Here is a 22,742-nt window from a genome sequence, read left to right as displayed (position 1 = left end):
CCCCAGGGGTCGGTGGCCTTCACGTCCGCGCCCAGGTCTCCGCCGCCGCCGACGCGCACCGCGTTGTGGCAGCCGTCCCGGCGCATGAGGTCGCGCACCGCGTCCTCGAACTGGGAGTGGTGCAGGGTGTCCAGCTGGGACAGCCCGCACCGCAGCCCCTGTGCGCGGACCGCTTCCCACCGGGCCTTCTGCTGCTGCTGGCGGATCCAGGTTCCGCCGCCCAGGACCGCGAGCACGCCGATGACGGCCAGCACCCACCAGTGGGCCAACAGCCAGTTGATCAAGGCCCCCACCAAGGCGACGGCCGCGACCCCGGCCACGAGGACCCCGAGCAGTCGGTCCTCCGCGCGCTGTTGTCGCCTGCTCGGCCTGCGCGTACGCCGCCGCGCCGGCGGGCGCCTGGCCGTCGCCCGGCCTTTGCGGGCGCGCGGGCTCATCGGCTGGCCTGCGCGACGCCACTCGCGAGTTGACCCAGGACGTTCAGGATTCCCTGGCCGACCGGGGTGGGAGCGAGCAGGACTCCCAGCGCCAGGACGATGACCACGGTCATCTTCTCGTCGAAGCGGCTACGGGATTCAGTGCGCCGCCGCAGTCGGATAAATACGATGACTGCGAGCAGCAGCGCCACGTTGATGGTCAGCAACCGTTCAGCCTCCCCCACCGGCCATCACCACGCAGGGTAGGCGACACGCTACCCGCAGCCTTCTGTGTAGCCGGGCGTCGGTGATGTTGGAGGCGGGTTGCCCGGTAATGGCACAAAGACGGCGGACCTGGCTGAATACCGCACCAGCCGCACTACGGCTCTGCGTTGCCGGCAGAGGTACGGGCCTCAGTCGTCACAAGCTGCTGCTGGTCAGCGCGGGAAGGTTGGCCAGGGCAGCGGGGAGCTCCTTGACGCCCTGCTGCGCGTACCAGCCGTGGCACCAGCGCAGGACGCCGGCGCGGCTGAGCCGCCACTCCGAGCAGCACTGGACCAGTACATCGGCGGCGTAATCGACGCTCAGCGCTTGCAGATAGCCGCGAGGTCCCGCCTTTTCCCTTCCGGAGTACAGCGTGGTGCCGGCCCGGCTAGGTTCATGATCAGTCCGCGCCGTATGGGCGCGTGGGCCAGGACCGGTTTCCCGCGCTCTGGGTACAGCCGGACCGCATCCGGGCCTCGGCATCCCAAGCGATGCCGAGGCCCGCACTCCCCCGCCCGTCAGTGGCGCCTGCCGGATTGGGCGTCACGGAAGGGAGGATGCGGCGTTGCATTCGCGGCAGGTGACGGCGCGCGGCTGTTTGAGGGCGTCGAGGGTCTGGTCGAGGTCGAGGGGTGTTCCGCCGGGCTGGCATCCGATGACGTGGATCAGGGTCGCTCCGGGGTGGCCGGGCCGGTGGGGCAGTTGCTGTACCGTCCACGCCTGCCGGCCACCGACGAAAGCCGCAGGAGTGCTGGCTGGCCGGGTCGGCACGCCGCTGTAGTCGCCGCCCTCGAGGGGGCGCACATGGCCGGCGCCCAGCCACACGCGGTGCTCGACCGGCTCTGGCCGACCCCCGCTCCCGGTCCCCCAGACGGTGACCCCGACCCGGTACTCCCAGCCCGCCGAAGTCCGACGCCGCTCGTACAGGGAACCCCGCAGTTCCTGCCCGTCGGGCACGACCGCGATCACCCTCGCACCCGGTCCCACTATCCGCCCCTTCCCCTCATCACCGGATTCTCCACATGTGGCCCGGCAGCATCGCGCTCTCAGCCCCGGCATAGAACGGGGTCGTCGGACTGACGGACGAGCTGATCAGGACACCGCTTCCGGCTGATGCGCCAGGTCAAGGCCGTTGGACCGCACCAGCGGGGCTCGTTGCCGAGCAGCGGTTCTCGCCCGGCGGCTTCGGTGCGCGGCGATGCCGTGATCCGCTGGCTGGCTCGCGAACAGGAGGGCGGCAAGCCGTTGAATCCGGCGGTCCAAGTCGAGGGTTATGCGGCGGCGTTCCCGGCTGCGGATCACGGCGACCGTGTGCGTGCTGGTGTCCAGCTCGGTGGCCAGGAAGCTGGTCGGCCATCCGCGTTCGGCGAGGTCCTGCAGACTCGCGGCAGCCCTGCCCGCATCAGTCAGCCCCGGCAGGAGACGATCACGGCGGAAGACGCTAGTCGGGGGGATACCGAGGATCGCGTCGGCTGTGGCCCGGTGAATGCGAGCCGGCTGCTTGCCGGCCGGGCGGAGCAGGCGCCGTATGAGGGTGACGGCGACGCCCGAGATCTCGGCGATGTCTGCGGCTGACACGTCTCGTGCAGTTGACGGACGCGGGCACTGGCCTCGGCGGAAGAGACCCGGGCGGGCCGCCCTGCCTTCAGCTCACTGGTACGCCGGGCACGGTCCCGCCGGGCTGCGGCTATGCACTCGGGGCGCGTGCAGCCGTAGTCGGCGCACGAAGGGCTGCCGTGCCGGACGCGCGACCGTACCGGCTTCCTGCGGCCCCGGCCCGCAGGACTGGGACCGGCCGCCACAGGCACAGGAAGAGGTATCGAATCCATACCCGGCTGATTCTGCCTGCTCACTCGAGACCGGACCGCCACGGCGGGGGTCGCACAGCGGGTGGGTTCACCTCATCGACGGCTCCCTCACCGCCACGGCCTTCAGTTCAGCAGACTTCTTTGCAGCCGCTTCCCGCCAGGCCGTCGACGCCTTCGTCGGCACGGGGGCCCCGATCATCTGACGGGCCCCGTGCTCGTGCCACCGTTGCGGCACCATGGCTCACGCCACCCGCCGACACCCAGGAGCCATCGTCACCCTGACCGACTACGAGACTGAGGTACTGAACCTGCTCGCCGCCTCCGCCGAACCCATCGGCACCTTCGAGGTGGCCGACCGGCTGCAGAGCCGCCCGGCCCCCGACATCAATGCCCCAGACGAGGACCCAGTGCGCGAGGCGTGCACCGAGGAGCGGATCGACCTGGTGCAGTCCACGATCGCTCTGTGCGCCAAGGGGCTCGCCGACGTCGCCGTGCGCTCCGACGGTGAGAACGGAGACCGGTTCGTGGCCACGGACGCGGGACGGGCCTTCCTCGCCGAGCAGTGAGCAGTACTGCCCTGCTGCCCGGCATCTCGACCGGTAGCAGGGCAGACATCGGACCCCGGCAGGCACTCTCGACACTCGTAGGCCCCGTTCGAACGGCCACGAGTTGTTCCTGATCAGCTGTCGAGGAGGCCCAGCTCGCTGTCGGGCCGGCACAGCGGGCACGCGATGACCGACGGCACCGTCCGCAGCACTTCCAGGACCGACTCCCTGGTGGCCGACCGGCCGCGGCTGGTGATCTGGCAGGCGCCGGTGTGGACGCGGTCGGGTCTGTGGGAAACGCCGATGCCGTACTCGATCCACCAGCGAGGAGGCTCCGGCGGGGGCCTGCGGCGCGCCAGCTCGTCGTCGGCGGCCCGGACGGCGCTGATCTTCTCGTCGACGCGGGCGAGGGTGAGCTCCAGCCAGCGGCGTATCACCAGGAGCTGGTCCAGGGCTGGCGGCAGGGGCAGGAGCGGATCCGGCATGACGGGTCAGGCCGCCTCGGCAAGGTCGGAGAGAACGGCAGGGCGGGTCTCCTTCTTCAGCTGCATGCGTGCGGCCACCACGTCCTCACGGGCGACTGTCGCCCAGTGGGGGTGATCGACGACAGCGATCGACAGCTCCCGGATCTCGGCCCACATCCGGTCGACCGTCTCCTTCTGCTCCTCGCTCCAGCCGGGGCTGTCGGGGACGTCTCCGCGGTGGGAGAACCGCTCACCCCGGGCCCAGCCCGCGAGGGGTTCCACGCTCCACGGCAGTTCGGCCAGGTAGGCGCGGTGGGCGGCGTGGGCGCGGTGGAGTCGCTCCTGCAGCTGGAGGAGATCGTCGGGGAAGGTGCTGGTGTCGGTCACCCTCGAATCGTAAGCCTGTTCGAATTTGGTTGCGAAGTCGGCGCTCCGGTGGGTGACCCGTTCGGCGGAACACTGCGGACCGCCGACGAGGTCGGGTGGTGCGGAACGGGTAGGTGCCGTGTGCTGTAGGGGGGTGCTGGAGGAGGTGACGGTCGTGGCGCGTCCTGTATGGGCCGGGAATCTGTCGTTCGGGCTGGTCAGCCTGCCGGTGGGCCTGTACACGGCCACCGACAGCCACACGATCCACTTCCATCAGCTTCAGCGCGGCACCTCCGACCGGATCCGCAACCGCCGCGTGAACGAACGGACGGGGGACGAGGTCGAGCTCGACGACATCGTGAAGGGCTACGACACCGGCGGCGAGTACGTCTTGGTCGAGCCGAAGGAACTGGACGAGATCGCCCCGGGCCGTTCCCGCTCGCTGGACATCGCTGGCTTCGTCGACCTCGCCGACATCGAACCGATCTACTTCGACAAGACCTACTACCTCGGCCCGCGCGGTGCGGAGTTCGGGAAGGTCTACAGCCTGCTGGAGCAGGCCCTGGCCATGGCGGGTAAGGCGGGCATCGCCACCTTCGTGATGCGCCAGCACGAGTACCTCGTCGCGCTCAAGGCCGAGAACGGCCTCCTGACCCTGCACACCCTGCACTGGTCGGACGAGATCCGGGACCCGAAGCAAGAGATCGACACCCTCCCGGGCAAGGCGAAGGCTTCGGACAAGGAACTGAAGATGGCCGAGCAGCTCATCAACGCCATGAGCATGACCTGGGACCCCAGCGAGTTCCACGACACCTTCCAGGAGAAAGTCGCCGCGCTGATCGAGGCGAAGAAGGCCGGCGAGACCGTGGAGAAGGCCGAACCCGCCGCCGAGCCGACCGGAGTTGTCGACCTCATGGAAGCCCTGCGCGCCAGTGTCGAGCGTGCGGGCAGCCCAAAAGCCACCGGCGGCAAGGCCACCGCCTCCAGGAAGGGTTCCGGATCCGCGAAGACCACCGGGAAGCCGCCGGCGAAGAAGCGGATCCGCTCCGCCCCGAAGGAAGACCTGAGCGGCCTGTCGAAGGCCGACCTCTACAAGAAGGCCGCAGCCGCCAACCTGCCCGGCCGCTCCCAGATGACCCGGGACGACCTGGTCAAAGCCCTGACCCGGGCCTGACCCTGGCCGCCCGTCGGTTCTGCGCGGTTGGCAGCGCCTACTTCAAGGTGTCGAAGGGGACGGTCTCGTAGGAGACGGTGGCGCCGGGGCAGTCCTCAGCAAGGCCAAGGAGCGCTTCACGCTCACGGTCGTCGGCAGTCAGCGACCAGCGCAGCTTCGTCTCGACCCAGCCGGTGACGTAGGTGCAGTGGTAGCCGACGGCCGGGGGCAACCACTCGGCCGGGTCCTTGTCGGCCTTGGCCCTGTTGGACTTCGCGGTGACCGCGATCAGCGAAGTGGGGCTGGCCAGGTCGTTGGCGTACGCCTCGCGGCGCTTCGCGGTCCAGGTCGAGGCCCCGGAGTCCCAGCTCTCGGCGAGCGGTACGAGGTGGTCCACATCGAGGCCGGTGGCGGCGGTGACCCAGGTGTCGTCGTATTGGGAGAACCAACGGCCGCCGGTCAGCTTGCAACCCGAGGCGATCTCCGGATAGTCGACGGCCTCCTGGAGAAGGGTCTCGGCGCGGGTGTTGCAGCCGTCGTCCGGGATCGCGCCGGCGTTCCAGTGCTTGAAGGCGGTGCGGACGTATCCGTCGCGGGACTCGGCGGCCGCGGGGATACGGTCGATGCCGTCGAACAGGGTGGTGGTGTTCAGTGGCGCAGGCAGGGTCACGGCCGGCGCCGGTCCATCGGCGGCGGCCGGGGTGGCGGTGGCGAGCAGGGGCAGAGCGGCGAGGGCGAGCGCGGGCAGACCGCGCCGCAGCAGGTTCGTGATCACCGTCCAGGGTTGTAGCCGGACTGCCTGCCCACCTGGGAGGGAACCGGCCCGTGCGTCACCCGGGCGGGCGCGCCAGTTCACCGCAGAAACGGCACTTCGTGGATGCGCTTCGCCAGACCGGGACTTGCGGGCGTTGCGTCAGTCGTTCTCAAGTCGCTGATCGGGTCCTAAGCGACGGTCTTGCCGGAGCTCCTCACCGTGCTTCACCATCTGTAACCAAACAGATACCGCGAAGCCGGGGGTGGGCATGTCGTCTGGTACGGGCGGAAGCTACTGGGCGGACAAGGCGCTGCCCAGCGTGTTCAAGCACGAGCTGCTCAAGCGCTATCTGCCGCAGTTCGGCGGCATGACGGGCTCGCGATCGCACGACAAGCGCGTGGTCTACCTGGATGGGTACGCGGGCGAGGGCCGGTACGAGAACGGCGAGCCGGCCTCCGGGGAGCTCGCGCTGAAGATCGCCGCGGACCTGCGTTCCCGGGCCGGGCTGACGCTGGAGTGCTTCTTCTCGGAATCCCAGCCGAAGTCGTTCGACCGCTTGCAGGAGGTCGTCCAGCAGTACCGCGCCGGCGGTGTGCTGGCCCACGCCCACCGCGGTGAAGTCGATGGCGTCCTGGACCAGGTCCTCGAGCGGGCCGAGGGGGAGCCACTGTTCCTTTTCCTTGACCCGTGCGGGCTGGTCCTTCCCCAGGACCGGCTGGTGGACGTGCTGGCCCGCAAACGGCCGCAGGACTGGCCGCCGACCGAGTTGCTGATGAACTTCAGCATGATGGCCGTCTGGCGCCTGGGTGGGCACGTGCGCTCCCCGCAGGGCAACGAGAAGTCGCTGCAGCGCTTCGACGACGTGTGCGGCGGCACCTGGTGGCGCGAGTACTTCGCCGACGCGACGGCCTCTCGCGAGAAGGAAGGGGCGGCCGAGGACGCGATCGAGGCGGTCGCCGCCGAGTACTGCCGTCGCCTGGCCGAGCGCACGGGCATGCTCGTGCAGTCGGTTCCGGTGTCGCACTCCCCGCGCAAGCGAGCGGTGTACCAGCTGGTGTTCGCCACCCGCAGCCCCTACGGGCTGTGGGTGTTCGGCGACACCGTCGCCCGGGCCCGGGACGAGTGGTGGAAGACGCTCGAGCTCCGCGAGGAGAAGGACGACGGGCTGTTCTCAGTGACCTCGGTATCGCGGCCAGATCCCAAAGAGGTCGAGACCAGGGCGGTGCCGCAGATCGCGGACAACCTGGAACAGCTTCTACTGCGGACGGGCCGGCCGATCAAACTGGTGGACCACCCCCTGGAGATCTTCGGATCCTTCTACGGGCAGGTCACCGAGCCGGCGGTGCGCAAGGCCGTGCAGCTCCTGCACGGGCAGGGCAAGACGCCCAGCAACGGTGTGGGAGTACGCCGGACCCGGGAGATCACCCTCCACCCCGGTCACCGCGCGGCCTGACCGACGCGACCACGCGTAGAGCCGACGGCAGTGGACGGTCCCGGTCAGGCCGGGACCGTCAGCGGCATCTGGTCCCAGGTAACGCCCTCAAGCGTGCGGCCACCGGCCTTCGGGGTGTGGCCACCCCACTGCTTGAAGAAGAACGCCACGTTCTCCTGAACGCACTGGTCCCGGATCTGCGATACCCACGCGGGATCCATCGGCCGGTGCCTCGGTCCCGACTCACCGCCGGCGATCACCCAGTGGATGCCGTCCAGGCGCAGGCCGTCGAGCGGGCCGAGCAGCGGCTCGCAGGACAGGAACCGTACGGCGGCCGGCACCTGCCGCAGGTCGTCCACGCGCGGCAGCTCCTTCGCTGTCTCCACCGATACGCCCATCCACACGTTGGCCGGCCAGTCGAGCCGGTCGGCGACCTGCCGCAGGCGGCGGGCGCGCTTGGTCAGGACCTGGTAGGTGTGCTGGGGGGTGTCGGCCATGACCTCGAAAACGCGGCGAACGAAGTCGAGCGGGACGCGGGCGTGGAAGAGGTCCGACATGGAGTTCACGAACACGGTCCGCGGACTCTTCCAGCCGTACGGGATGTCCAGAGCGTCGGGGTGGACCGTGAGGTCGAAGCCCGGCCCGGACGTTCTCGGATCCCCGTCGTTCTGGTACTTGGCCGCGCCCATCGCCTTGAGCCTCTTCGCCAGCGTCAGGGCGTAGCAGTTGTCGCACCCCGACGAGACGCGATCACATCCGGTCGTTGGATTCCAGGTCGCCTCAGTCCACTCAATGGAACTCCGGTCAGCCACTGGTTCGCCTCCATCTCGCCGCGCCTGTTCCGGCACCCCTGGCCCATCAGCGGCACAGCTATCGGAACGGGCATCGCCATACAACCATCCCTGAGCCACCTCTTTCCCCGGAACGGCGGGGGCCGTTGGCCAGGCGCCAGCCCCGACGTGCGGCAGGAACGTGCTCCCTCACCCGATGGGGGCACCCCTCGCCGTGGCGCCTTAATTCCGTTGGCGCACCACGGATTTCATCTGCGCGGGCTCGTGAACGCCCGGCCGCGCGATGGAAGACGCCCCCGCACCCTTTCGCCGAGGACCGGCCAGAAGCATCACCACCTGTACGACACCTGATGGCCTCACCTCACCAAAGCGCTCACCGCCGGGGGCCGGTGTGGCGCGGAACAGCGACCACGATGCCCCAGGCCGCCCTGGCCCTCACCGAAGACCGCCGCCGATGCACCGGCGAGTCCCACCAAGCCCTCCATGCACTCCTCCCGGACACCGACCAGCCGCTCACCATCCCCGCGGCTCGGCACCCGGAGCAGGCACAGCTGGAGGCCGCGGTCTTCCTCGCCTGCTGCAAGATCGGCAGCCTCTCCGAGCACCCCCTGGGCATCGTCCAGGTGCGCCCAGACGAAGATCGGCTCACCCTTCGGCTCCTCGACGAGCCGTACGTCGTCCACCACTGGGCCGAGTTCCTCCTCCCCCGCCTCTCCGGTGAGGAGGGGGAGCACCCTCTGGACCGCGTCTCGGGGGTTCCCGGCCTCCGCTACCGCCGAGAAAGCAGCGGCATCAGCCTCCACCGCCCCGGGACACCGGCCCGCATCACGCTCACCGGCTTCAACCCGCGCTGGTGGGAGCGGATCGCCGACCGGCTCACCGCCGACTATGGCCTGCTCCAGTCCGAACCGGACTGGACGCCCACGGAATGGGCCGCGTACACCGCGGCCGTAAGCTCCCCTTTCGAACCGCCGTCGCTCTTTTCTCCCCTGCTGCGGCGTATCCGGGCAACCGCCGGCACCGGCCCGTTCAACGGAACCGATGCCTGGCACGCGGTCGGAGGCTCCTTCCGGCTGGAGACCACCGACGGACCGCCGTGCCCCGACATCATCCGGCTCCTCGGCGACGGCCCCACCGCGTTGGGCTGGAAAGTCGATCACAAGAGCTGCACCTGCCTCTGCGACCACACCCACTCCGGCATGGGCTGCACCATCGACTTCCTCGAACCCACCACGGGCCAGTTCGTGTACTACTCCAACCTCAAGTGGAAGCACACCCACAGCGACCGCCGCAGCCAGTCCATCACCGACCTGAATCGACTCGCCTTCGCCTGATCCCGCCAGGCTGACGCTCGGCGATCAGGGGCAGCCCGACTTCGTGTCAGGGCAGGCCCCACTCACCGGCCGCCGTTTCCAATGGAAACGGCGGCCGCGCCCTTCGCTACGTGAGCCTCAGGCGAAGGCGTCGCCGAGTAGCCGGCGCGGGGCGCCGTCCAGGTGCCGGTGGAGCAGTTGGGCGCGGGAGTGCACCAGGCCGCTCCGGTAGGCGGGCGGCAGCCGGTCATAGATGGCGGCGGCCATCGCCGCGGCCGCGCTCGGATCTCCGTCCACGCGCAGGCACGCGGCGGTGTCCATGGCGATCAGCGCGCGGGTCATCACCGACGGCGAGGACGTCAGGGCCAGGGCGTCGTCCTGCGCCCGGTACGCGGCGCGGGTGTCGCCGAGCAGCGTGTACGCCTGTGAGAGGTGCACCGCGTGCTTCTGGGCCGGGTACCCGAACCAGGTGTCCGCCGACTCGGGGCCGTCCAACTGCTCGGCCAGGGTGCGGACGTCGTCCACCGCGCGGCGGGCGCCGGGGAAGTCTCCGATGGCGGCCAGGGCGCGGGCGTTGACGGCGGCCGCCAGTGCGGCCGCGCCGGACGGGCGGGCGCCGACCTCCCGGCGGGCCTGCGCGGCGATGCGGGCGGCCTGACCCGGGGCGCCGTAGTTCAGGCCGACCATGGCGTGACGGCCCAGCACCCAGGCGGTCATCCGCCGGTCTCCGGACTCTCGGGCCGCCTTCGCCGCCGTGGCGAACCAGCGGTGCGCGTCGGCCTGGTCGCCGCGGTCGTGCTGGACGATCGCCACCAGGCCGGAGATTCCGGCAGCCGTGCGCGCCAGGTCGGTACGGTCCCGCGCGGGGTGGGGCCGGCGCAGGACGGCGGCGAGGAGCGCCAGGTCCTCGCGCATCTCGCCCAGGACCGCATCGGGGGCCCGCCCGTTGTAGCCGCCACGATGCCGCTCGAACGCGCCCTCGAGGTAGGCGAGATCCCCGGCGCCGTCGGCATCCAGACCGCTGTCGATGCCCTCCCGGGCCTGCGCGATGCCGGGCAGCACGGCGAACCCCGCCGTGGCCGCCGCGAGGGTGAACAGCTTGCGTCGCTTCACGTCGTCGTCCTCCATCCTCTGCTGCCTGCGATGCCTCCGGGTGTTGTCCAGGGCCTGGTCCAGCTGCTCGTCGGTCACGCCGTAGACGGTGCGGTCGCCGTACGCCAGACCGGAGTCGGTAACCGCTTCTCGGTCTCCCAGCGCTTCAGGTTCTCGACCGTGCACATGAGGCCGGCGGCGGTCATGCGCTTGGCCTGCTGCTCGCGGGTCCGGTCCGCCCGCTCCCTGATGGTGCGCAGCAGCTCGCCGATTCCGTCCGGGCTCACCATGCCGGGGCCTCCCCTGTCTGGGTGTCGGAAGACCATCCTGGCCCCCAACGCGGCACCCCGCAGCGGGAATCGGCCCCCCAGTGCGGCCCTCCCCTGTGGTGTTCCCCAGGACTTCAATGGTCGAACGGAACCGGCCGGGACAACGCCTCCAGGGGCTCCCCCTCCAGCCGGTCCCGCACTGGGCGCCCGCCTCGCCTGGGGGCGGCGGGCGCCGTCCAGCGCTCCATCCGACACGAGAGAAGGAGTACGTCATGAACGGTCTGATCCTCTCCAGCCGCTCCATCAAGGGAGCCGCGACCCGGACCCCCGACGGCGGGGGCACCGGCAAGGGCGACGGCAACGACTGATCGCCGACCATGACCACCGCGATTGACGCGGCGGTCCGTAGCCTCGGCGGGGACTTCCTCGCCGAGGCTTTCGGCCGCTCCTACCAGCACTGGTCACAGGCCGCCGCAGGGCTCCGCGGTCTGTTCACGTGGGACGACCTGAACGACCTGGTGGCCCGCCACAGGCTCGACGCCCCGCGCCTGCGCCTGTTCAACGACGGGGAGCAGGTCCCGCCGTACGAGTACCTGCACACCTCGGTCACCAAGCGGACCGAGGTCCGCCACCGGGTCGAACCCTCCGCCCTCCACTGGCAAATCACCGCCGGCGCCTCCCTCGTCCTCGATGCCGTCGACAAGCTGCACCCGGGCGTCCAAGAGCTGGCCGAGGCGCTGGAGCGGCACTTCCGCACCGACGTCCAGGCCAACCTGTACGCCTCCTGGCACCCGACCGAGGCCTTCGGCATCCACTGGGACGACCACGACACGGTGATCTTCCAGCTCGAAGGCGCGAAGCGCTGGAACCTGTACGGGGCCACCCGCACGGACCCGCTCCGCCTGGACGTCGAAGCCCCCGAGAAGCCCGAAGGGCCGCCGGTCGCCGAAGTGGTCCTGCAGGCCGGGGACATGCTGTACGTGCCGCGGGGATGGTGGCACGCGGTGGCCGCCACCCAGGGCCGCTCTCTGCACCTGACGTGCGGCCTGACCCCGGCGACCGGCCACCACCTCCTGGTGTGGCTGGCCGGACAGCTCCTGCACTCCCCCACCCTGCGGGCTGGCGTCCCGACCGTGGCCGGCCCCGCCGAGCGCACCGCGTACGCCGAGCAGCTGCGCAAGGAGGTGTCCGAGGCCCTCCACCCCCACGTCGTCTCGGAGTTCGCCGCCTCCCTCGACGCCCGCGACCCCGGCCGCCCGGCCCCCTCCCTCCCGTACATCGGCGACGTCCCCGCCGACCCCGGCCTGGTCCTGGCCCTCACCACCGCCCGGGCCGCGCTGGAGGGAACCGACGCGGCCGTCGTGCTGCGCGCCGCCGGACACGAATGGGAGCTCCACACCTCCGTCCGCCCCGCGCTGGAGGCCCTGGTCTCCGGCGCCCGCCTCACCTTCGGGGACCTGGCCGAGCGCTCCGGCCTCACCGTGGAACAGGTCGCGGCCCTCGCCACCGAGCTGGTATCCAAGGACGCGGCAGCCGTCTCCCACAGGTAGGACCGCCATGTTCGAGGCCCCCGCCCCCGCCACCGTCGACCGGATGCTGGCCGCCCAGCAGCACGCCGCCGACCAGTTCGGCCTGCGCGCCACCGGCCGCCGGGTGTGGGGGTACCGGGGCCGGACCCTGTCGTCGGCCGCCGGCCCGCACTGGCTCCGCGTGGTCTGCGCCGAGGCCGGCACCGAGGGCGGCACGCTGTGGCACGGCCCGTCCACCTCCCGCACCCTGCCCGTGTCGGTGCCGCGCCCCGACCTGTTCCGCATCCGGGACTGGAGCACCGACGGCTACGCCTACCGGGCCGAGCTGTACGCCCTCGCCCCCGACCCGATGGTCTCCCCGCGCCCCGTCCTCGACCAGGACCCCGGCCTGCCCGAGACGTGGTGGAAGGAGATGCTGGCGGCCCTGGACGCCCTCGCCGACGTGCCACCGCCAGCGGACCGCGAGGCCGTACGCGAGGAGTACCTGCGCCGCGTCATCCCCCAGTTCACCGGCCACCAGGCCGACGCCGCCATCACCTGGAGCACCGCCCACGGAGACCTCCACTACGGGAACGTCACCCGCGGCCCGCACATCCTGGACTGGGAAGGATGGGGCCGCGCCCCGTACGGCTACGACGCGGCCACCCTGTACCTGTACGCACTGCTGACCCCCGCCGCGGCCGCCCGCATCCGCACCGATCTCGCCCCCGTCCTGGACCGCCCAGAGGCCCGCACCGGACTGCTGACCGTGGCCGCCCAGATCCTCCAGGCTCAGGACCGCACCGACTTCTACGCCGAGCTCGCCGGCCCCGTACGCGGGCAGCTCCCCCACCTTTAGGAGGGATGCTGCACACCGTCGGACCCGAAAACAATAGTTCAATGTTGAATCACCCAAATTTGGGTGATTCAACATTGAACGAACAGCTGGTGGTCAAGACCCTGCCCTCCAGCGGGCACGAGGCCGACGACGAGCGCGCCATCCGAGCCTGGAACACCCTGGAAGGTATGGCCGAGGGCATGGTCGCCGCCGGGATCCTGCGGGGCGCGAGCACAGCGACGCTCAAGCAGATCGAGCGCACGGCCCGGGGCCTGGCCGACGCTGCGGCCGAGATCCTCAAGGAGCGATAGTCGCACCAAGACGCCGAGCGGGAGTCACCCCAGTTTGGGCGGCGACTCCCCTGCGCGCTTCCGGCACCACTCGTCGGTCATGCTGTCGGACCCGAAGAGCAGAGACCAAGTTGCGGATGAAGCCGTCAGCCTGAGTGAGGTCGTGTCCTCGGCGTTCGCGGGCGATGGCGCTGAACTCGTGGGCGAGGTCGCGGGCGGTGGCCAGGTCCGGGCAGGCTTCCAGGATTCGGTTGAGCTGTTCGCGCTGGGTGTCGGTCAGGGTGTCGGGGCGACGCATGATCCAGGTTGTGATGCGGCGGGGGCTGGGTACCGGCTGGCGTGGTTCGGGGGCGGCGGTGCCGGCGCGGAGGGTCGCGATGTACTTGGTGACCACGACGCGGCTGCCCCAGGTTCCACGACGCCGGCCTGCTCGACCTCTCCCGGGCGGAGGCAGTCGTACCGGATGCCTGCCCCCCTGGGGCACATGGACGTGGTGGTGCCCCACCTGCCACGGCCGCCGCGACAAGCATGCGCCGCGGGTGGGTATTCGGCCAGCACGGGTCACGTGCATCCCTCAACCTGGGCGCCGCCTCGTCGACCGACAGGCCGAGGCGGGGTGCTCTGGCGAGGCCATGAACAGGACCGGTAGGCTCAAGCCGCGCTTTCGGGGCTCTCGGATGTGACGAAGGATCCCCTCGCGCAGAGGGTGGACGCCGAGCGTGAGCTGTGGACCTGATAGCACGCCTCTGTGTGGTGACGGCGACAGCAACTGGTCTGGGTCGCGCAACTGCAGGCCGGCGCAACACACGCCCGAGCGCTCGGCCAGTGGACGGTCGGCGGCAGCATGGAGCAACCTCTCCAAGGTTCCTCTGCAGGGGGGCGCCGTCCGCGTGGTTCGCCTTCTGCTCGGGTCCGCCAAATTGGAGGCACTCTTTGAACCTTGCACCAGCTTCACGGTTCGACTGAACGCTCTCGGAAGAGGAGATGAGGGTCAGGGTGCGTACCGGCGAAAGAGGGCAGATCCTGGAGGTATGGCTCTTATCGTAGGTGTGCACGGGATAGGTCAGCAGTACACGGGAAGCTTCGAGCTTCGATCCCTGTGGTTCCCCGCCCTCCAGGACGGCCTCGCCAACGCCGGTCATACCGAGCGTGCCGGCACTCTGACCGAGGATGTCCTGCACGTCTCTTTCTTCGGTGACCTCCTCCGCCCTGGGGAGGGTGCCATGGGGGCCGGCACGCCGCCGTACACCTCGGCGGACGTCGCGGCGGGTCCTGAACGGGAGCTTCTGGAGATCTGGCACGACGCGGTCCTCGCCCAGGAGCCCGAGCTTGCACCGGGGGATGGAGCGATGGGCCCCGGACGGGTCACCGCTAAGGTGATGTTGAGTCGGTTGGCGAAGTCGTCGGTGTTTACGGGCATCAGTGAGCGGCTGCTCATCGGCAATCTGAAGCAGGTGACCAGATTTTTGAAGGACGAGGAATTTAAGAAACTCGTCCTGGAACGGCTGAACGCTGAGATCAAAGGTGACACCCGCGTTCTCATCGGGCATTCACTCGGCTCCATCGTCGCCTACGAGTACCTGTGCCGCTATCGCCCCTCCTCGGTCAATGCGTTCATCACGCTTGGCTCGCCCCTGGGGATCGATAAGATGATCTTTGAGAAGCTGACGCCGCGCCCCGAGAAGGGCGTCGGCGTATGGCCCGGGGAGGTGAAGAGGTGGGTCAACATCGCGGACACGGACGACGTCGTCGCCTTGACCACGGAACTTGCGCCCCTCTTCGACGGCAGCCCCGCCGCCGCCTCGGTTGAGGACGTGCTCGTAGACAATGGCAACAAACCCCACGCCATCACCCGATACTTGACGGCCAAGGCGACCGGCCATGTGCTCCACGACGCCCTCTCGTGAGTCTGCCCGCCGCCCCCTGGACGGCCCCATCCTGCTCGCACTGGGTACCGCGCGTTACACCTCCGACTTCAAGGATCTACCCAACGTCCCGGACGGCGTGCGCAGTGTGGTCGATGCCCTCCACAGGCTCGGCGTCAAGACGCTCGAAGGCTCGCCCAACGGTCATCTGGACATGGCCCGCGAGCCGATGTGCCAGCTCCTGCAGCAGGCGGCCGAATCGGCGGAGAACGTCATCGTCTACTACGCCGGTCACGGAGTGGTGCCTGAACGGCGTGGCTTCCACATCGTCTTGAGTAAGACCAGATGGCATCAGCTGGAGACCGCGCTTGACGCGTCATATCTGCCGCAACTCTTCGTCCGCCATGCCGATGCCGGGCAGCCTGCGGTGCTGGTCATGCTCGACTGTTGCTTCTCGGCGGCCGGTGGCAAGCAAGTCCTCGACGAGGCGTTGCGTGGTTTGGGCAGCGACAACGTTTATGTCATGACATCTTCGAGCGTAACCGACGAGGCCTATGAGGGTGTGTTTCCTGCTGCCCTGGCCAACGCACTCGCGCAGTCCTATGAGATCGGCAGTTCCTCGCCCTGGATACCCCTCGATGCAGTCAAGAGAGCCATCAACGGCGTGTATCCGTCGGGCAAGGAAGTCTTTCTGTACCACTCGGCCAGAGGCTCAGGCAACCCGCACTTCTTCCCGAACCCCGACTACTGGGCAGGATCGGGCGGCCTGACAACCGCCGAGCAACAACTTGCCAAACTCAGGGGTGTGCCGGGCGCCACAGTCGGGGTGTATCTTACCGGAGTCACGGGGCGCCTCAACGCGGCGCAGGATCTCGCCCGGTGGCTGAAGGCACAAAGCCCGCCCCACGGTCTGCTCGCGGTGACAGGCCCTGCGGGCACGGGCAAGTCCGCGCTGCTCCACTTGGTGGGCTATCTGAGCGACGCGGCCACCGGCCTCGAACAGTTCGGGGAGGAGCCCGACGAATTGATCGCCCAGACGGCCGAAGAACTTAAGGGCGGCTTGCCCTTGGTGAACGTGCAGGCTCATGGACTCAACGTCGACCAGATCGCCCGTGAGATAGGCAAGGGCCTCGGCCGCCCGGGTCAGACGGTCGGTACGCTCCTCGCGGGCCTGCCGGGTCACCACCAACCCACCGCGGGCCCGCATCAATCCCCGCCACCCTGCTTGATCATCGACTCCATTGACGAAGCGGACCGGATGGACGTCGTCAGCGATGTCCTGCTGCGCCCCCTGGCCAGACGGCTGAGAGTGGCCGCCAGCTGCCGTGACAACAAACTTTTTGCGCTGGGTAAACCCGACGCCGTCATCGACCTTGGCGCTACCCGGTACAGGGACCCACAGGCGCTCATCGAGTACATCCACCACCTTCTAATCGCTTCGCATGAGCCCCACTTGGAGACATCCTACAAACAGAAGCAGGACGACTTCTCCGCTGAACTGGAGGCCGCAGGCCGGGCGGTCGCCGAGGAGATCGCAGAGCGGGCGACGAAGACACATGGTGCCTCAGCGGCGGAGTCGTTCCTGGTAGGCCAGCTCATGGCACGGTCGGTTCGCGGGCAGCCGCTTGTGGACACCACCGAGAACGGGTGGTCGGCCCGCCTGCCCGTGAACATGATCGAGGCATTCGAGCAGGACATCGACGCGACGGACAACCGCGCTGAACTCATCCGTACACTGTTGCGGGCCCTGGCGTACGCGCGCGGCGAAGGCCTGCCATGGGAGAACATCTGGGTGCCGGTGGCACAGGGACTTGCACCCCGCGCAGCGCGATCCCAGCCGGTCCAGATCAGTGCCACCGACGTGCGCTGGGTCCTGTCGCATATGGGCGCCTACGTGGTGGAGGAGAACCGCTGGGACAGGTCCCTCTTCCGGCTGCTCCACGCCACCCTCGCAGATTACCTGCGAGGCCCGAAGAACCAGGATGCGCAGGCGGAAGCCGCGATATGCGAGGCCCTGCTCCGCACGGTCCCCGAGGACGGCTCAGGCCGACGGGACTGGGCACAAGCCCACCCGTACCTGCGCACCTACCTTGCTCAGCACGCGGCCGCCGCCGGTCGAGATGTCTTCGACCGACTTGTCGCCGACCGCGACTTCCTCGCCGTGGCCGACCGGCTCACCCTCAGCGCTGCGTTCCTCAGCCTGCCGGGCGGGATTGCCATGCCGAATGACGCCGCAAGGCTCTATGAACGCGCAAGGCCTTTGCTGGGCATAGACGCAGCGGCCAACGCCGCCTACTTGCAGGAGGCTGCCACCGCCCTCCACATCACCGATGGCGTGCCGGCCACCTCCCTGATCCACCCGATCTACACCACCCGAAAGGCCTCGATCCGACCGGATATGAGCCGATGGACCCTCACGGGGCATCTCGGCCGGGTCAATGACGTCGCGCTGTGCGATCACAACGGCCGCCTCCTTGCCGCCGCAACAGGCGACGACGCCACCGTGCGCATGTGGAACATCCTCCGGCAGATGCAGTTGAAGAGGCTTCCTCAAAAACACATCGGCACCGTCAACACGGTAGCGTTCGGAATCACTCGCAGGAAGCGACTGCTCTTGGCGTCTGCCGGCTTCGCCTTCATCCGCGTGTGGGATCCGGTCAAGAAACAACAACTGAACCGCATACCGGCCCACGATGGAGCCATCAGGGCTGTGGCCTTCGGCAGTACTTCCCGCGGTGGCCTGGTTTTGGCATCCGGCGGGGATGACGGAACCGTCCGCCTTTGGAACCCGTTGAGTGGGCGCGCGATCCGCGAACCGCTCACCGCGCACACGGGAAGCGTCCGGTCGGTGGCCCTCGCGAGAGCGGAACGGGGCCGACTCATCCTGGCGTCCGGGGGCGACGACGGGACCGTCCGGGCGTGGGATGCCGAGAATCATGAACCCATCCAGACCCTGGACGGTCACCACGGACGAGTACAGACCGTGGCACTTCATCCCTGGCGGGGCGACTTGGTCGTCGCCTCCGGCGACGACCAAGGAGTAGTCTTGGTCCACAGCGCCGTTACCGGGGAGCTGGTCTGCGCTCCCGACCCGGGCTCCTTCCTAGGCCCCATTCGATCCCTCGCACTGTGTGCTACTTCAGACGGCGGCGGCCTGCTCTTGGCGGTTGCCGACTCGCGTCCCATCGGAGCAGTCCAGCTCCTGGACCTTCCACAAGGCACGCCCATGTGTCCGCCATTGAACGGTCACGGCAGGGCCCTGCGCGCGGTGTCCTGCGCCTTTCACGACGGGGAGTTGTACGTGTCCTCGGCAAGCGAGGACGGCACCGTACGCATCTGGCAACCGTCCTCGACCCCGACCGTCTCCCCGATGGTTCCACACACCGGCCACACGGAGAGCGTGGCGCTCACGAGGGACGGCCAGGGCCAAATTCTGCTCGCCAGTGGACGGGGCGACGGCAACGTGTTGCTCTGGCGTCAATCCGACAACACGCCCGTATCTCTCGGCACGCATGAGGATTCGGTCGAAGCCGTCGCATGGGCTCCACACGCCGCTGACCAACCCCTGCTCGTCTCAGGCAGCAGCGACGGCATCGTGCGACTGTGGAACGTCATTGAGCAACGAAAGCTCGCCGAGGCCACTGTCGGGCTCCCCGTGACGTCGCTGGGAATGCGCCTGCACGAAGGACGACCGCATGTAGCAGTCGGGGCGCAGAACGGCCGTCTGTGGCTGTGGGACGCTCTCGCCGATGAACAATGTGAACTGCGTGGGCACGACGTTGAGATCTGTGCTCTGCGCCTTGAGTCAGAGCCCGACGGACACCTGCGGATTGTCTCTGCCGACCTACACGGAGCCGTCCGGGTCCAGACCCATCCCAGCGATGCCGGCCTCGATCGCCTGCTAGAGGGCTCGGATTTGATCACTACGAGCACCCTTGGCATCATCCCCGAAACGACTGTGGTCCTTGCCACAGGAGACGACCGCGGCGCAGTTCGGTTGACGGACGCCCTGACCGGAGACCCTGTGGCCAGGGCACCTGCCGCGGGCCACACAACAGTACGTTGCCTCGCGCTCACCACCCGAGACGACACCTGGGTCATTGCCGCCGCCAGCGGGCCCGTGATCCGTCTGTGGAACTCGGCCTCGCGCGCCCCCATCGTGCTGCGACGAAGGGCACGAGTCCGCGCCCTGGCCGCCGACCGAAACACCTTGGCGATCGCAGACGGCGAGGGCATCTCCGTGATCGAGATGACTGACGGGTGAAGCCGCAAGAGGTACTTCGTCGCGTCCAATCACGGCACACGATCCCGGAGGCAGCCCCTCAAACAGCGAACCTCGGCGTGCCCACGGGACATCGGCCGGTCCGCGCCTTCCCGCTCCACCCACGGCGCAAGCGCCGCCAGCCCCCGCTGAAACGCCTGCTGCGCGTTGCCGGGCTCCCCGCGGCCACGGGGGGAGCGCGAGAGAGGGCGCCTGGCGGGTTGTACACCGATCGTGGTCAGCTGTGTCCGCTGCTCGGGCGACAGTCGCGCCCAGGTGGTCGGCTGCTTGGAGCCTCTTGCCGATGGCGTCCCCGTCTAAGACCGGGCACAGGGCTGCCGCGAGGCCGAGAAAGGCCAGGTAGTTGCGGGGATGGCGTTCGTAGCGGTGGTTGAGTCGGCGGTAGCCGGTCAGCCAGGACATGGTCCGCTCGATCACCCACCTGCGTCGCCCAAGTCGCTCTGATGACTCGATGCCTTTGCGGGCGATACGGACGCCGATCCGCTTGCCGCGTAGCCCGACCTGGCCCGGCCGCTTGGCGACGGTTCGTCGGTCTGGCTCGGGCAGCGACTTCCCCGGCGGCCGTGATGGCGGGCGGACGGGGCCTGCTGAGCCTCGCGCCGGGCAACCAGCTGCGGCGCAACGGCGTCGAGTGGACCGTTGAGGCGATCGAGCCGCAGAGCGGGCGGTTCACGCTCTCGGACGGGGACGGACGGACCGAGACGCGCCCGATCCGATGGCTGATCCACCACCCGGATGCCCGCCCGGTCACCGTTGCTCCCTCCTTGGCACGGTCGGCTGAGGTCGGGCAGTCGCGGTCCCTGGCGGACCTGACGGCTGACCAGCTCGAGCGAGCCCGTATCAAGGCCGAGCACGTGTTGGAGGCGGCTACCGGGTTCCGGGACGGCCGCGCGGATCGCGCCAGGCCGGGGGAACCCCGCACCGAATACGACCCGGCGACGACCACGCTCGGCCAGCGGCGGGCGGCCAAGGTCGCCGAATGCCGGGCGATGCCCCGGGACGAGGCGGCCAGGCTGGGCCTGCAGTTCATGAGCCGGCGGACTCTGGAGAGGCTCGCCAACCTGCGCGGGGAGAGCCTGCTGCTGGCCTGCGCGGACGGGCGGTGGACCCGCCGCAGCGGCGGGCACCACAGCGTCACGGAGGAGGTCCGCACGGCGATCTTCGCGGTCAAGCGCGAGTGCGGTGACCGGTCCACGATGACGATGACGGCGAAGCACCGGTTGGTGCACCAGTTCATGGCGGAGACCTTCAAGGACTTCCCGACGGAGAAGATCCCCAGCCGGATGACGCTGACCCGGGTCTGGGCCGAGTGGTTCGGATCCAGCGGGGCCAGGGCACGTTACGCGCGCTCGGCGGAAGCTGCGGCGGAGGCGGGGGTCGGCCGCCGGCTGGTGGTCTATCGCCCGGGGCAGGTCGTTGCCCTGGACTCGACTCCGTTGCCGGTCAAGCTGCGGGACTCGGTGTTCGCCGAGCCGGTTTCCGCGATGCTCAGCCCGGCCAGGACACGAACCCCGCCGCTCGCCGCTTCCAGCGCCTTCGACTCGCCCAGCAGCGACAGGGACGGCCGCACCGTGTCGTACCGGGTGGCCGGCGCCGCCCGCATCGCGACCGCAGCCGAATCCTCGTCCTCCGGCAACCAGCGAGACCACCATCGCGGCCGCGCTCATCACCATCGCCCGCGGTGCGACCTCCTCCACCGCCCGCCACAAAGCCGCCGCGCGTCCAGATCCGTACCGTGTACCTCGACCAGCTCAAACTCCTCGAACAGCACCTTCGCCGCCCGCGCCGGGTCCGCGACGTTCTCCAGCTGCGGAAGCGTCGACAGCCGCCCCTTGTCTGTCGTCCGCTTCGCGGTGCTGATCAGCCTCGTCGCCATCGGCACCGAGGTGGACGGTATTGCAACGTAGAGACCGGAGGCGCTCCCTCCCGGGCCTCTACGTTGCATACTTGCGCCCAGGCACGCGGAACTGGTGGTCAGCCGCTGTAATTAGGACTCTGCATCCGTCGGTAAGCCTCCGCAGATTGGCTTCCCAGCACTCCGCCATTGGAGCCGCCACTACGCCCTGCTCCATCGCCGGGCGATGCCAGAAGGACCAATCGGCGCAGGAAGAAATAGCGCTGCTCATCTGGGGGCATTACGCGCAGATCGGGCGAACGGATGAACCCGCGTACAGCACTATCGACGATTCCGAACTCGGTTTCCAGTTCGGGCTCGTGTGCAAGTTCATCCCACAGAAGCCCAAGCGCGTGACCAAGGTCAAGATCATTCGCACGCATACCCATCGTACGCGAAATTGCTTCCTCCACCATTCCGTCGTCGCCTTCAATCGCAGCGCGTACGAGGCGAAGAATTAGCCCTGCGAGCGGCTCTTGGCGCTCAAGCACTGCAAGTAGCCGGTTGCCTTTGCCTTCATTGGTTTCCGGCGTCGCACGCGCTGGCGAGATTTCGGGGCCAGGGTTCGAGGGGATTCTTCCGGCGCGTTCCAGGACCTTACGTAGAGCTTCGTTTGTTTCAGCTTCGCTGGCCGACTCGCGGGCGATCCTATGAACGATACTGGACTCCCAGGAATCGACGGAGTGTTCGTCACGCTGACGGTCGTTCATAGTTCCTCCCTTCCCCCCACGAGCACGGGCTTGGCATAGATAGCCCGTACGCGCGCTCGGGCGTGCCGAAGATTCGAGTCCACGGTACTGCGCTTCACGTCGAGCATCTCGGCGATTTCCTGAGCGGAGAAGCCATCGTAGTGCCATGCCAGAGCCTGCCGTTGCTGCGGCGGGAGCCCCCGGATCGTCTCCAGCACGAACTGAGCTTCACTCTCGCATTCGACAGACTCCTCGGGTCCCGAGTTCGGCAGGAGTGCCTTCCGCGCCGCCTCCGCAGACAACTCTTCCCTCCTACGGTCGCGAACACGATCGCGAAGAGCCACACGACGAGCCGTGATCCGAACCCATGCTCGCGGACTGGTGACTGAGCCCCCTTCTTGGAGCAAGAGCGTCATTGCTTGCTGGGCCGCATCGGAGGCTGCATCCCTGTCATACCCCAGCATCTGCACGTGCCGGACAAGGTTCGGATAGTCCCGCCTGAAGAACGCTTCAAACTCCTTATGGTTCAACGTCCGTCCCCCTCCCCTGACCTAGGTAGTGCTGCCCCCACGGCGTGAGCCCTGCCATGCACTAGTCACGCCCGCTTGCGCCATCCCAAGGCGGCTGCCACAAGCCCGGCCACGGCTGTCACAGCCACCGACTCGGTAGCGGTGTAGACGGCGGCCAACGACGCCGCAGTCGCACTGAG

The 22,742-nt window shown here is 68.8% G+C and carries 22 protein-coding genes and 2 pseudogenes; 9 read left to right on the top strand and 15 right to left on the bottom strand.

All coding sequences use genetic code 11. The features are described 5' to 3' along the window. The 4 genes from ACFWU6_RS26685 to ACFWU6_RS26670 all read right to left on the bottom strand — a co-directional run. The coding region (locus ACFWU6_RS26685; RefSeq protein WP_383983471.1) for a restriction endonuclease at nt 1-437 on the bottom strand (437 nt) is incomplete at its 3' end. After that, the gene (locus tag ACFWU6_RS26680) at nt 434-643 is read right to left on the bottom strand and encodes a hypothetical protein (protein ID WP_383983469.1); all 210 of its coding nucleotides are present in this window, start codon (nt 641-643) and stop codon (nt 434-436) included. The genes ACFWU6_RS26680 and ACFWU6_RS26685, both read right to left, overlap by 4 nt. 580 nt (nt 644-1,223) lie before the next feature. Next, nucleotides 1,224-1,649: a DUF6233 domain-containing protein gene (locus tag ACFWU6_RS26675; RefSeq protein WP_383983467.1), complete on the bottom strand. Its 426-nt coding sequence runs from the start codon at nt 1,647-1,649 to the stop codon at nt 1,224-1,226. Between the two features lie 123 nt (nt 1,650-1,772). Then, nucleotides 1,773-2,258: a hypothetical protein gene (locus ACFWU6_RS26670; RefSeq protein WP_383983465.1), complete on the bottom strand. Its 486-nt coding sequence runs from the start codon at nt 2,256-2,258 to the stop codon at nt 1,773-1,775. 466 nt (nt 2,259-2,724) lie between these two features. Here ACFWU6_RS26670 and ACFWU6_RS26665 point away from each other — a divergent pair, with 466 nt between their 5' ends. Next, on the top strand, nt 2,725-3,054 hold the full coding sequence (locus ACFWU6_RS26665) for a hypothetical protein (protein ID WP_383983463.1): 330 nt from the start codon (nt 2,725-2,727) through the stop codon (nt 3,052-3,054). Between the two features lie 113 nt (nt 3,055-3,167). Here the strand turns inward: ACFWU6_RS26665 and ACFWU6_RS26660 are convergent, their stop codons facing one another. After that, nucleotides 3,168-3,518, bottom strand: coding sequence for a DUF6233 domain-containing protein (locus tag ACFWU6_RS26660; RefSeq protein WP_383983461.1), 351 nt, complete (start codon nt 3,516-3,518; stop codon nt 3,168-3,170). A 6-nt stretch (nt 3,519-3,524) separates the two neighbouring features. Further along, the gene (locus tag ACFWU6_RS26655; protein ID WP_383983459.1) at nt 3,525-3,884 is read right to left on the bottom strand and encodes a hypothetical protein; all 360 of its coding nucleotides are present in this window, start codon (nt 3,882-3,884) and stop codon (nt 3,525-3,527) included. 154 nt (nt 3,885-4,038) lie between these two features. Here ACFWU6_RS26655 and ACFWU6_RS26650 point away from each other — a divergent pair, with 154 nt between their 5' ends. Further along, entirely contained in the window at nt 4,039-5,037 is a 999-nt protein-coding gene (locus ACFWU6_RS26650; RefSeq protein ID WP_383983457.1) for a Ku protein, read from the top strand. Between the two features lie 37 nt (nt 5,038-5,074). On the opposite strand, the gene ACFWU6_RS26645 is transcribed toward ACFWU6_RS26650, so the two are convergent. Next, nucleotides 5,075-5,791 carry an HNH endonuclease family protein gene (locus ACFWU6_RS26645; protein WP_383983455.1) on the bottom strand — a complete coding sequence of 239 codons (717 nt, stop codon included), beginning with the start codon at nt 5,789-5,791 and terminating at the stop codon, nt 5,075-5,077. A 247-nt stretch (nt 5,792-6,038) separates the two neighbouring features. On the opposite strand from ACFWU6_RS26645, the gene tcmP reads away from it, so the two are divergent. Continuing rightward, the gene (tcmP, locus tag ACFWU6_RS26640; RefSeq protein ID WP_383983453.1) at nt 6,039-7,223 is read left to right on the top strand and encodes a three-Cys-motif partner protein TcmP; all 1,185 of its coding nucleotides are present in this window, start codon (nt 6,039-6,041) and stop codon (nt 7,221-7,223) included. 44 nt (nt 7,224-7,267) lie between these two features. On the opposite strand, the gene ACFWU6_RS26635 is transcribed toward tcmP, so the two are convergent. Next, nucleotides 7,268-8,014, bottom strand: coding sequence for a DUF5131 family protein (locus ACFWU6_RS26635; RefSeq protein WP_383983451.1), 747 nt, complete (start codon nt 8,012-8,014; stop codon nt 7,268-7,270). 392 nt (nt 8,015-8,406) lie between these two features. Between ACFWU6_RS26635 and ACFWU6_RS26630 the strand changes: the two genes are divergently transcribed. Next, entirely contained in the window at nt 8,407-9,327 is a 921-nt protein-coding gene (locus ACFWU6_RS26630; protein ID WP_383983449.1) for a hypothetical protein, read from the top strand. A 117-nt stretch (nt 9,328-9,444) separates the two neighbouring features. Here the strand turns inward: ACFWU6_RS26630 and ACFWU6_RS26625 are convergent, their stop codons facing one another. After that, entirely contained in the window at nt 9,445-10,497 is a 1,053-nt protein-coding gene (locus tag ACFWU6_RS26625; RefSeq protein WP_383983447.1) for a transcriptional regulator, read from the bottom strand. After that, nucleotides 10,494-10,688 carry a hypothetical protein gene (locus ACFWU6_RS26620; RefSeq protein WP_383983445.1) on the bottom strand — a complete coding sequence of 65 codons (195 nt, stop codon included), beginning with the start codon at nt 10,686-10,688 and terminating at the stop codon, nt 10,494-10,496. The genes ACFWU6_RS26625 and ACFWU6_RS26620 overlap by 4 nt, the downstream gene beginning before the upstream one ends. A gap of 356 nt (nt 10,689-11,044) precedes the next feature. Here ACFWU6_RS26620 and ACFWU6_RS26615 point away from each other — a divergent pair, with 356 nt between their 5' ends. The 3 genes from ACFWU6_RS26615 to ACFWU6_RS26605 all read left to right on the top strand — a co-directional run bounded on the left by ACFWU6_RS26615 (nt 11,045) and on the right by ACFWU6_RS26605 (nt 13,324). Continuing rightward, a complete protein-coding gene (locus tag ACFWU6_RS26615; RefSeq protein ID WP_383983443.1) occupies nt 11,045-12,217 on the top strand; it encodes a cupin domain-containing protein in 1,173 nt (390 codons plus the stop codon). Between the two features lie 7 nt (nt 12,218-12,224). Continuing rightward, nucleotides 12,225-13,034 carry a hypothetical protein gene (locus ACFWU6_RS26610; RefSeq protein WP_383983441.1) on the top strand — a complete coding sequence of 270 codons (810 nt, stop codon included), beginning with the start codon at nt 12,225-12,227 and terminating at the stop codon, nt 13,032-13,034. A 74-nt stretch (nt 13,035-13,108) separates the two neighbouring features. After that, on the top strand, nt 13,109-13,324 hold the full coding sequence (locus tag ACFWU6_RS26605; RefSeq protein ID WP_383983439.1) for a hypothetical protein: 216 nt from the start codon (nt 13,109-13,111) through the stop codon (nt 13,322-13,324). Here ACFWU6_RS26605 and ACFWU6_RS26600 read toward each other — a convergent pair. After that, nucleotides 13,311-13,697, bottom strand: a complete 387-nt coding sequence (locus ACFWU6_RS26600; RefSeq protein WP_383983437.1) for a hypothetical protein — start codon at nt 13,695-13,697, stop codon at nt 13,311-13,313. The two genes, ACFWU6_RS26605 and ACFWU6_RS26600, sit on opposite strands and share 14 nt — an antisense overlap. Nucleotides 13,698-14,334: 637 nt before the next feature. Between ACFWU6_RS26600 and ACFWU6_RS26595 the strand changes: the two genes are divergently transcribed. Then, entirely contained in the window at nt 14,335-15,210 is an 876-nt protein-coding gene (locus ACFWU6_RS26595) for a hypothetical protein (RefSeq protein ID WP_383983435.1), read from the top strand. Then, entirely contained in the window at nt 15,185-19,432 is a 4,248-nt protein-coding gene (locus tag ACFWU6_RS26590) for a hypothetical protein (RefSeq protein WP_383983433.1), read from the top strand. The genes ACFWU6_RS26595 and ACFWU6_RS26590 overlap by 26 nt, the downstream gene beginning before the upstream one ends. Nucleotides 19,433-19,756: 324 nt before the next feature. Here the strand turns inward: ACFWU6_RS26590 and ACFWU6_RS26585 are convergent. The 4 genes and pseudogenes from ACFWU6_RS26585 to ACFWU6_RS26570 form a co-directional block, all read right to left on the bottom strand. Next, nucleotides 19,757-19,942: pseudogene (locus ACFWU6_RS26585) on the bottom strand (transposase); the annotation flags it as partial. A gap of 997 nt (nt 19,943-20,939) precedes the next feature. Further along, nucleotides 20,940-21,332 (bottom strand): annotated as a pseudogene (locus ACFWU6_RS26580) (Tn3 family transposase); the annotation flags it as partial. 92 nt (nt 21,333-21,424) lie between these two features. Next, nucleotides 21,425-22,054, bottom strand: a complete 630-nt coding sequence (locus ACFWU6_RS26575; RefSeq protein WP_383983431.1) for a hypothetical protein — start codon at nt 22,052-22,054, stop codon at nt 21,425-21,427. Further along, a complete protein-coding gene (locus ACFWU6_RS26570) occupies nt 22,051-22,563 on the bottom strand; it encodes an RNA polymerase sigma factor (protein ID WP_383983429.1) in 513 nt (170 codons plus the stop codon). The genes ACFWU6_RS26575 and ACFWU6_RS26570 overlap by 4 nt, the downstream gene beginning before the upstream one ends. Between the last annotated feature and the right edge of the window lie 179 nt (nt 22,564-22,742).

The sequence above is a fragment of the Streptomyces sp. NPDC058674 genome, assembly GCF_042716505.1.
Classification (GTDB): domain Bacteria; phylum Actinomycetota; class Actinomycetes; order Streptomycetales; family Streptomycetaceae; genus Streptomyces.
Note: the sequence above shows the minus strand (reverse complement) of the source record. Positions and strands in the feature narration are given on the sequence as shown.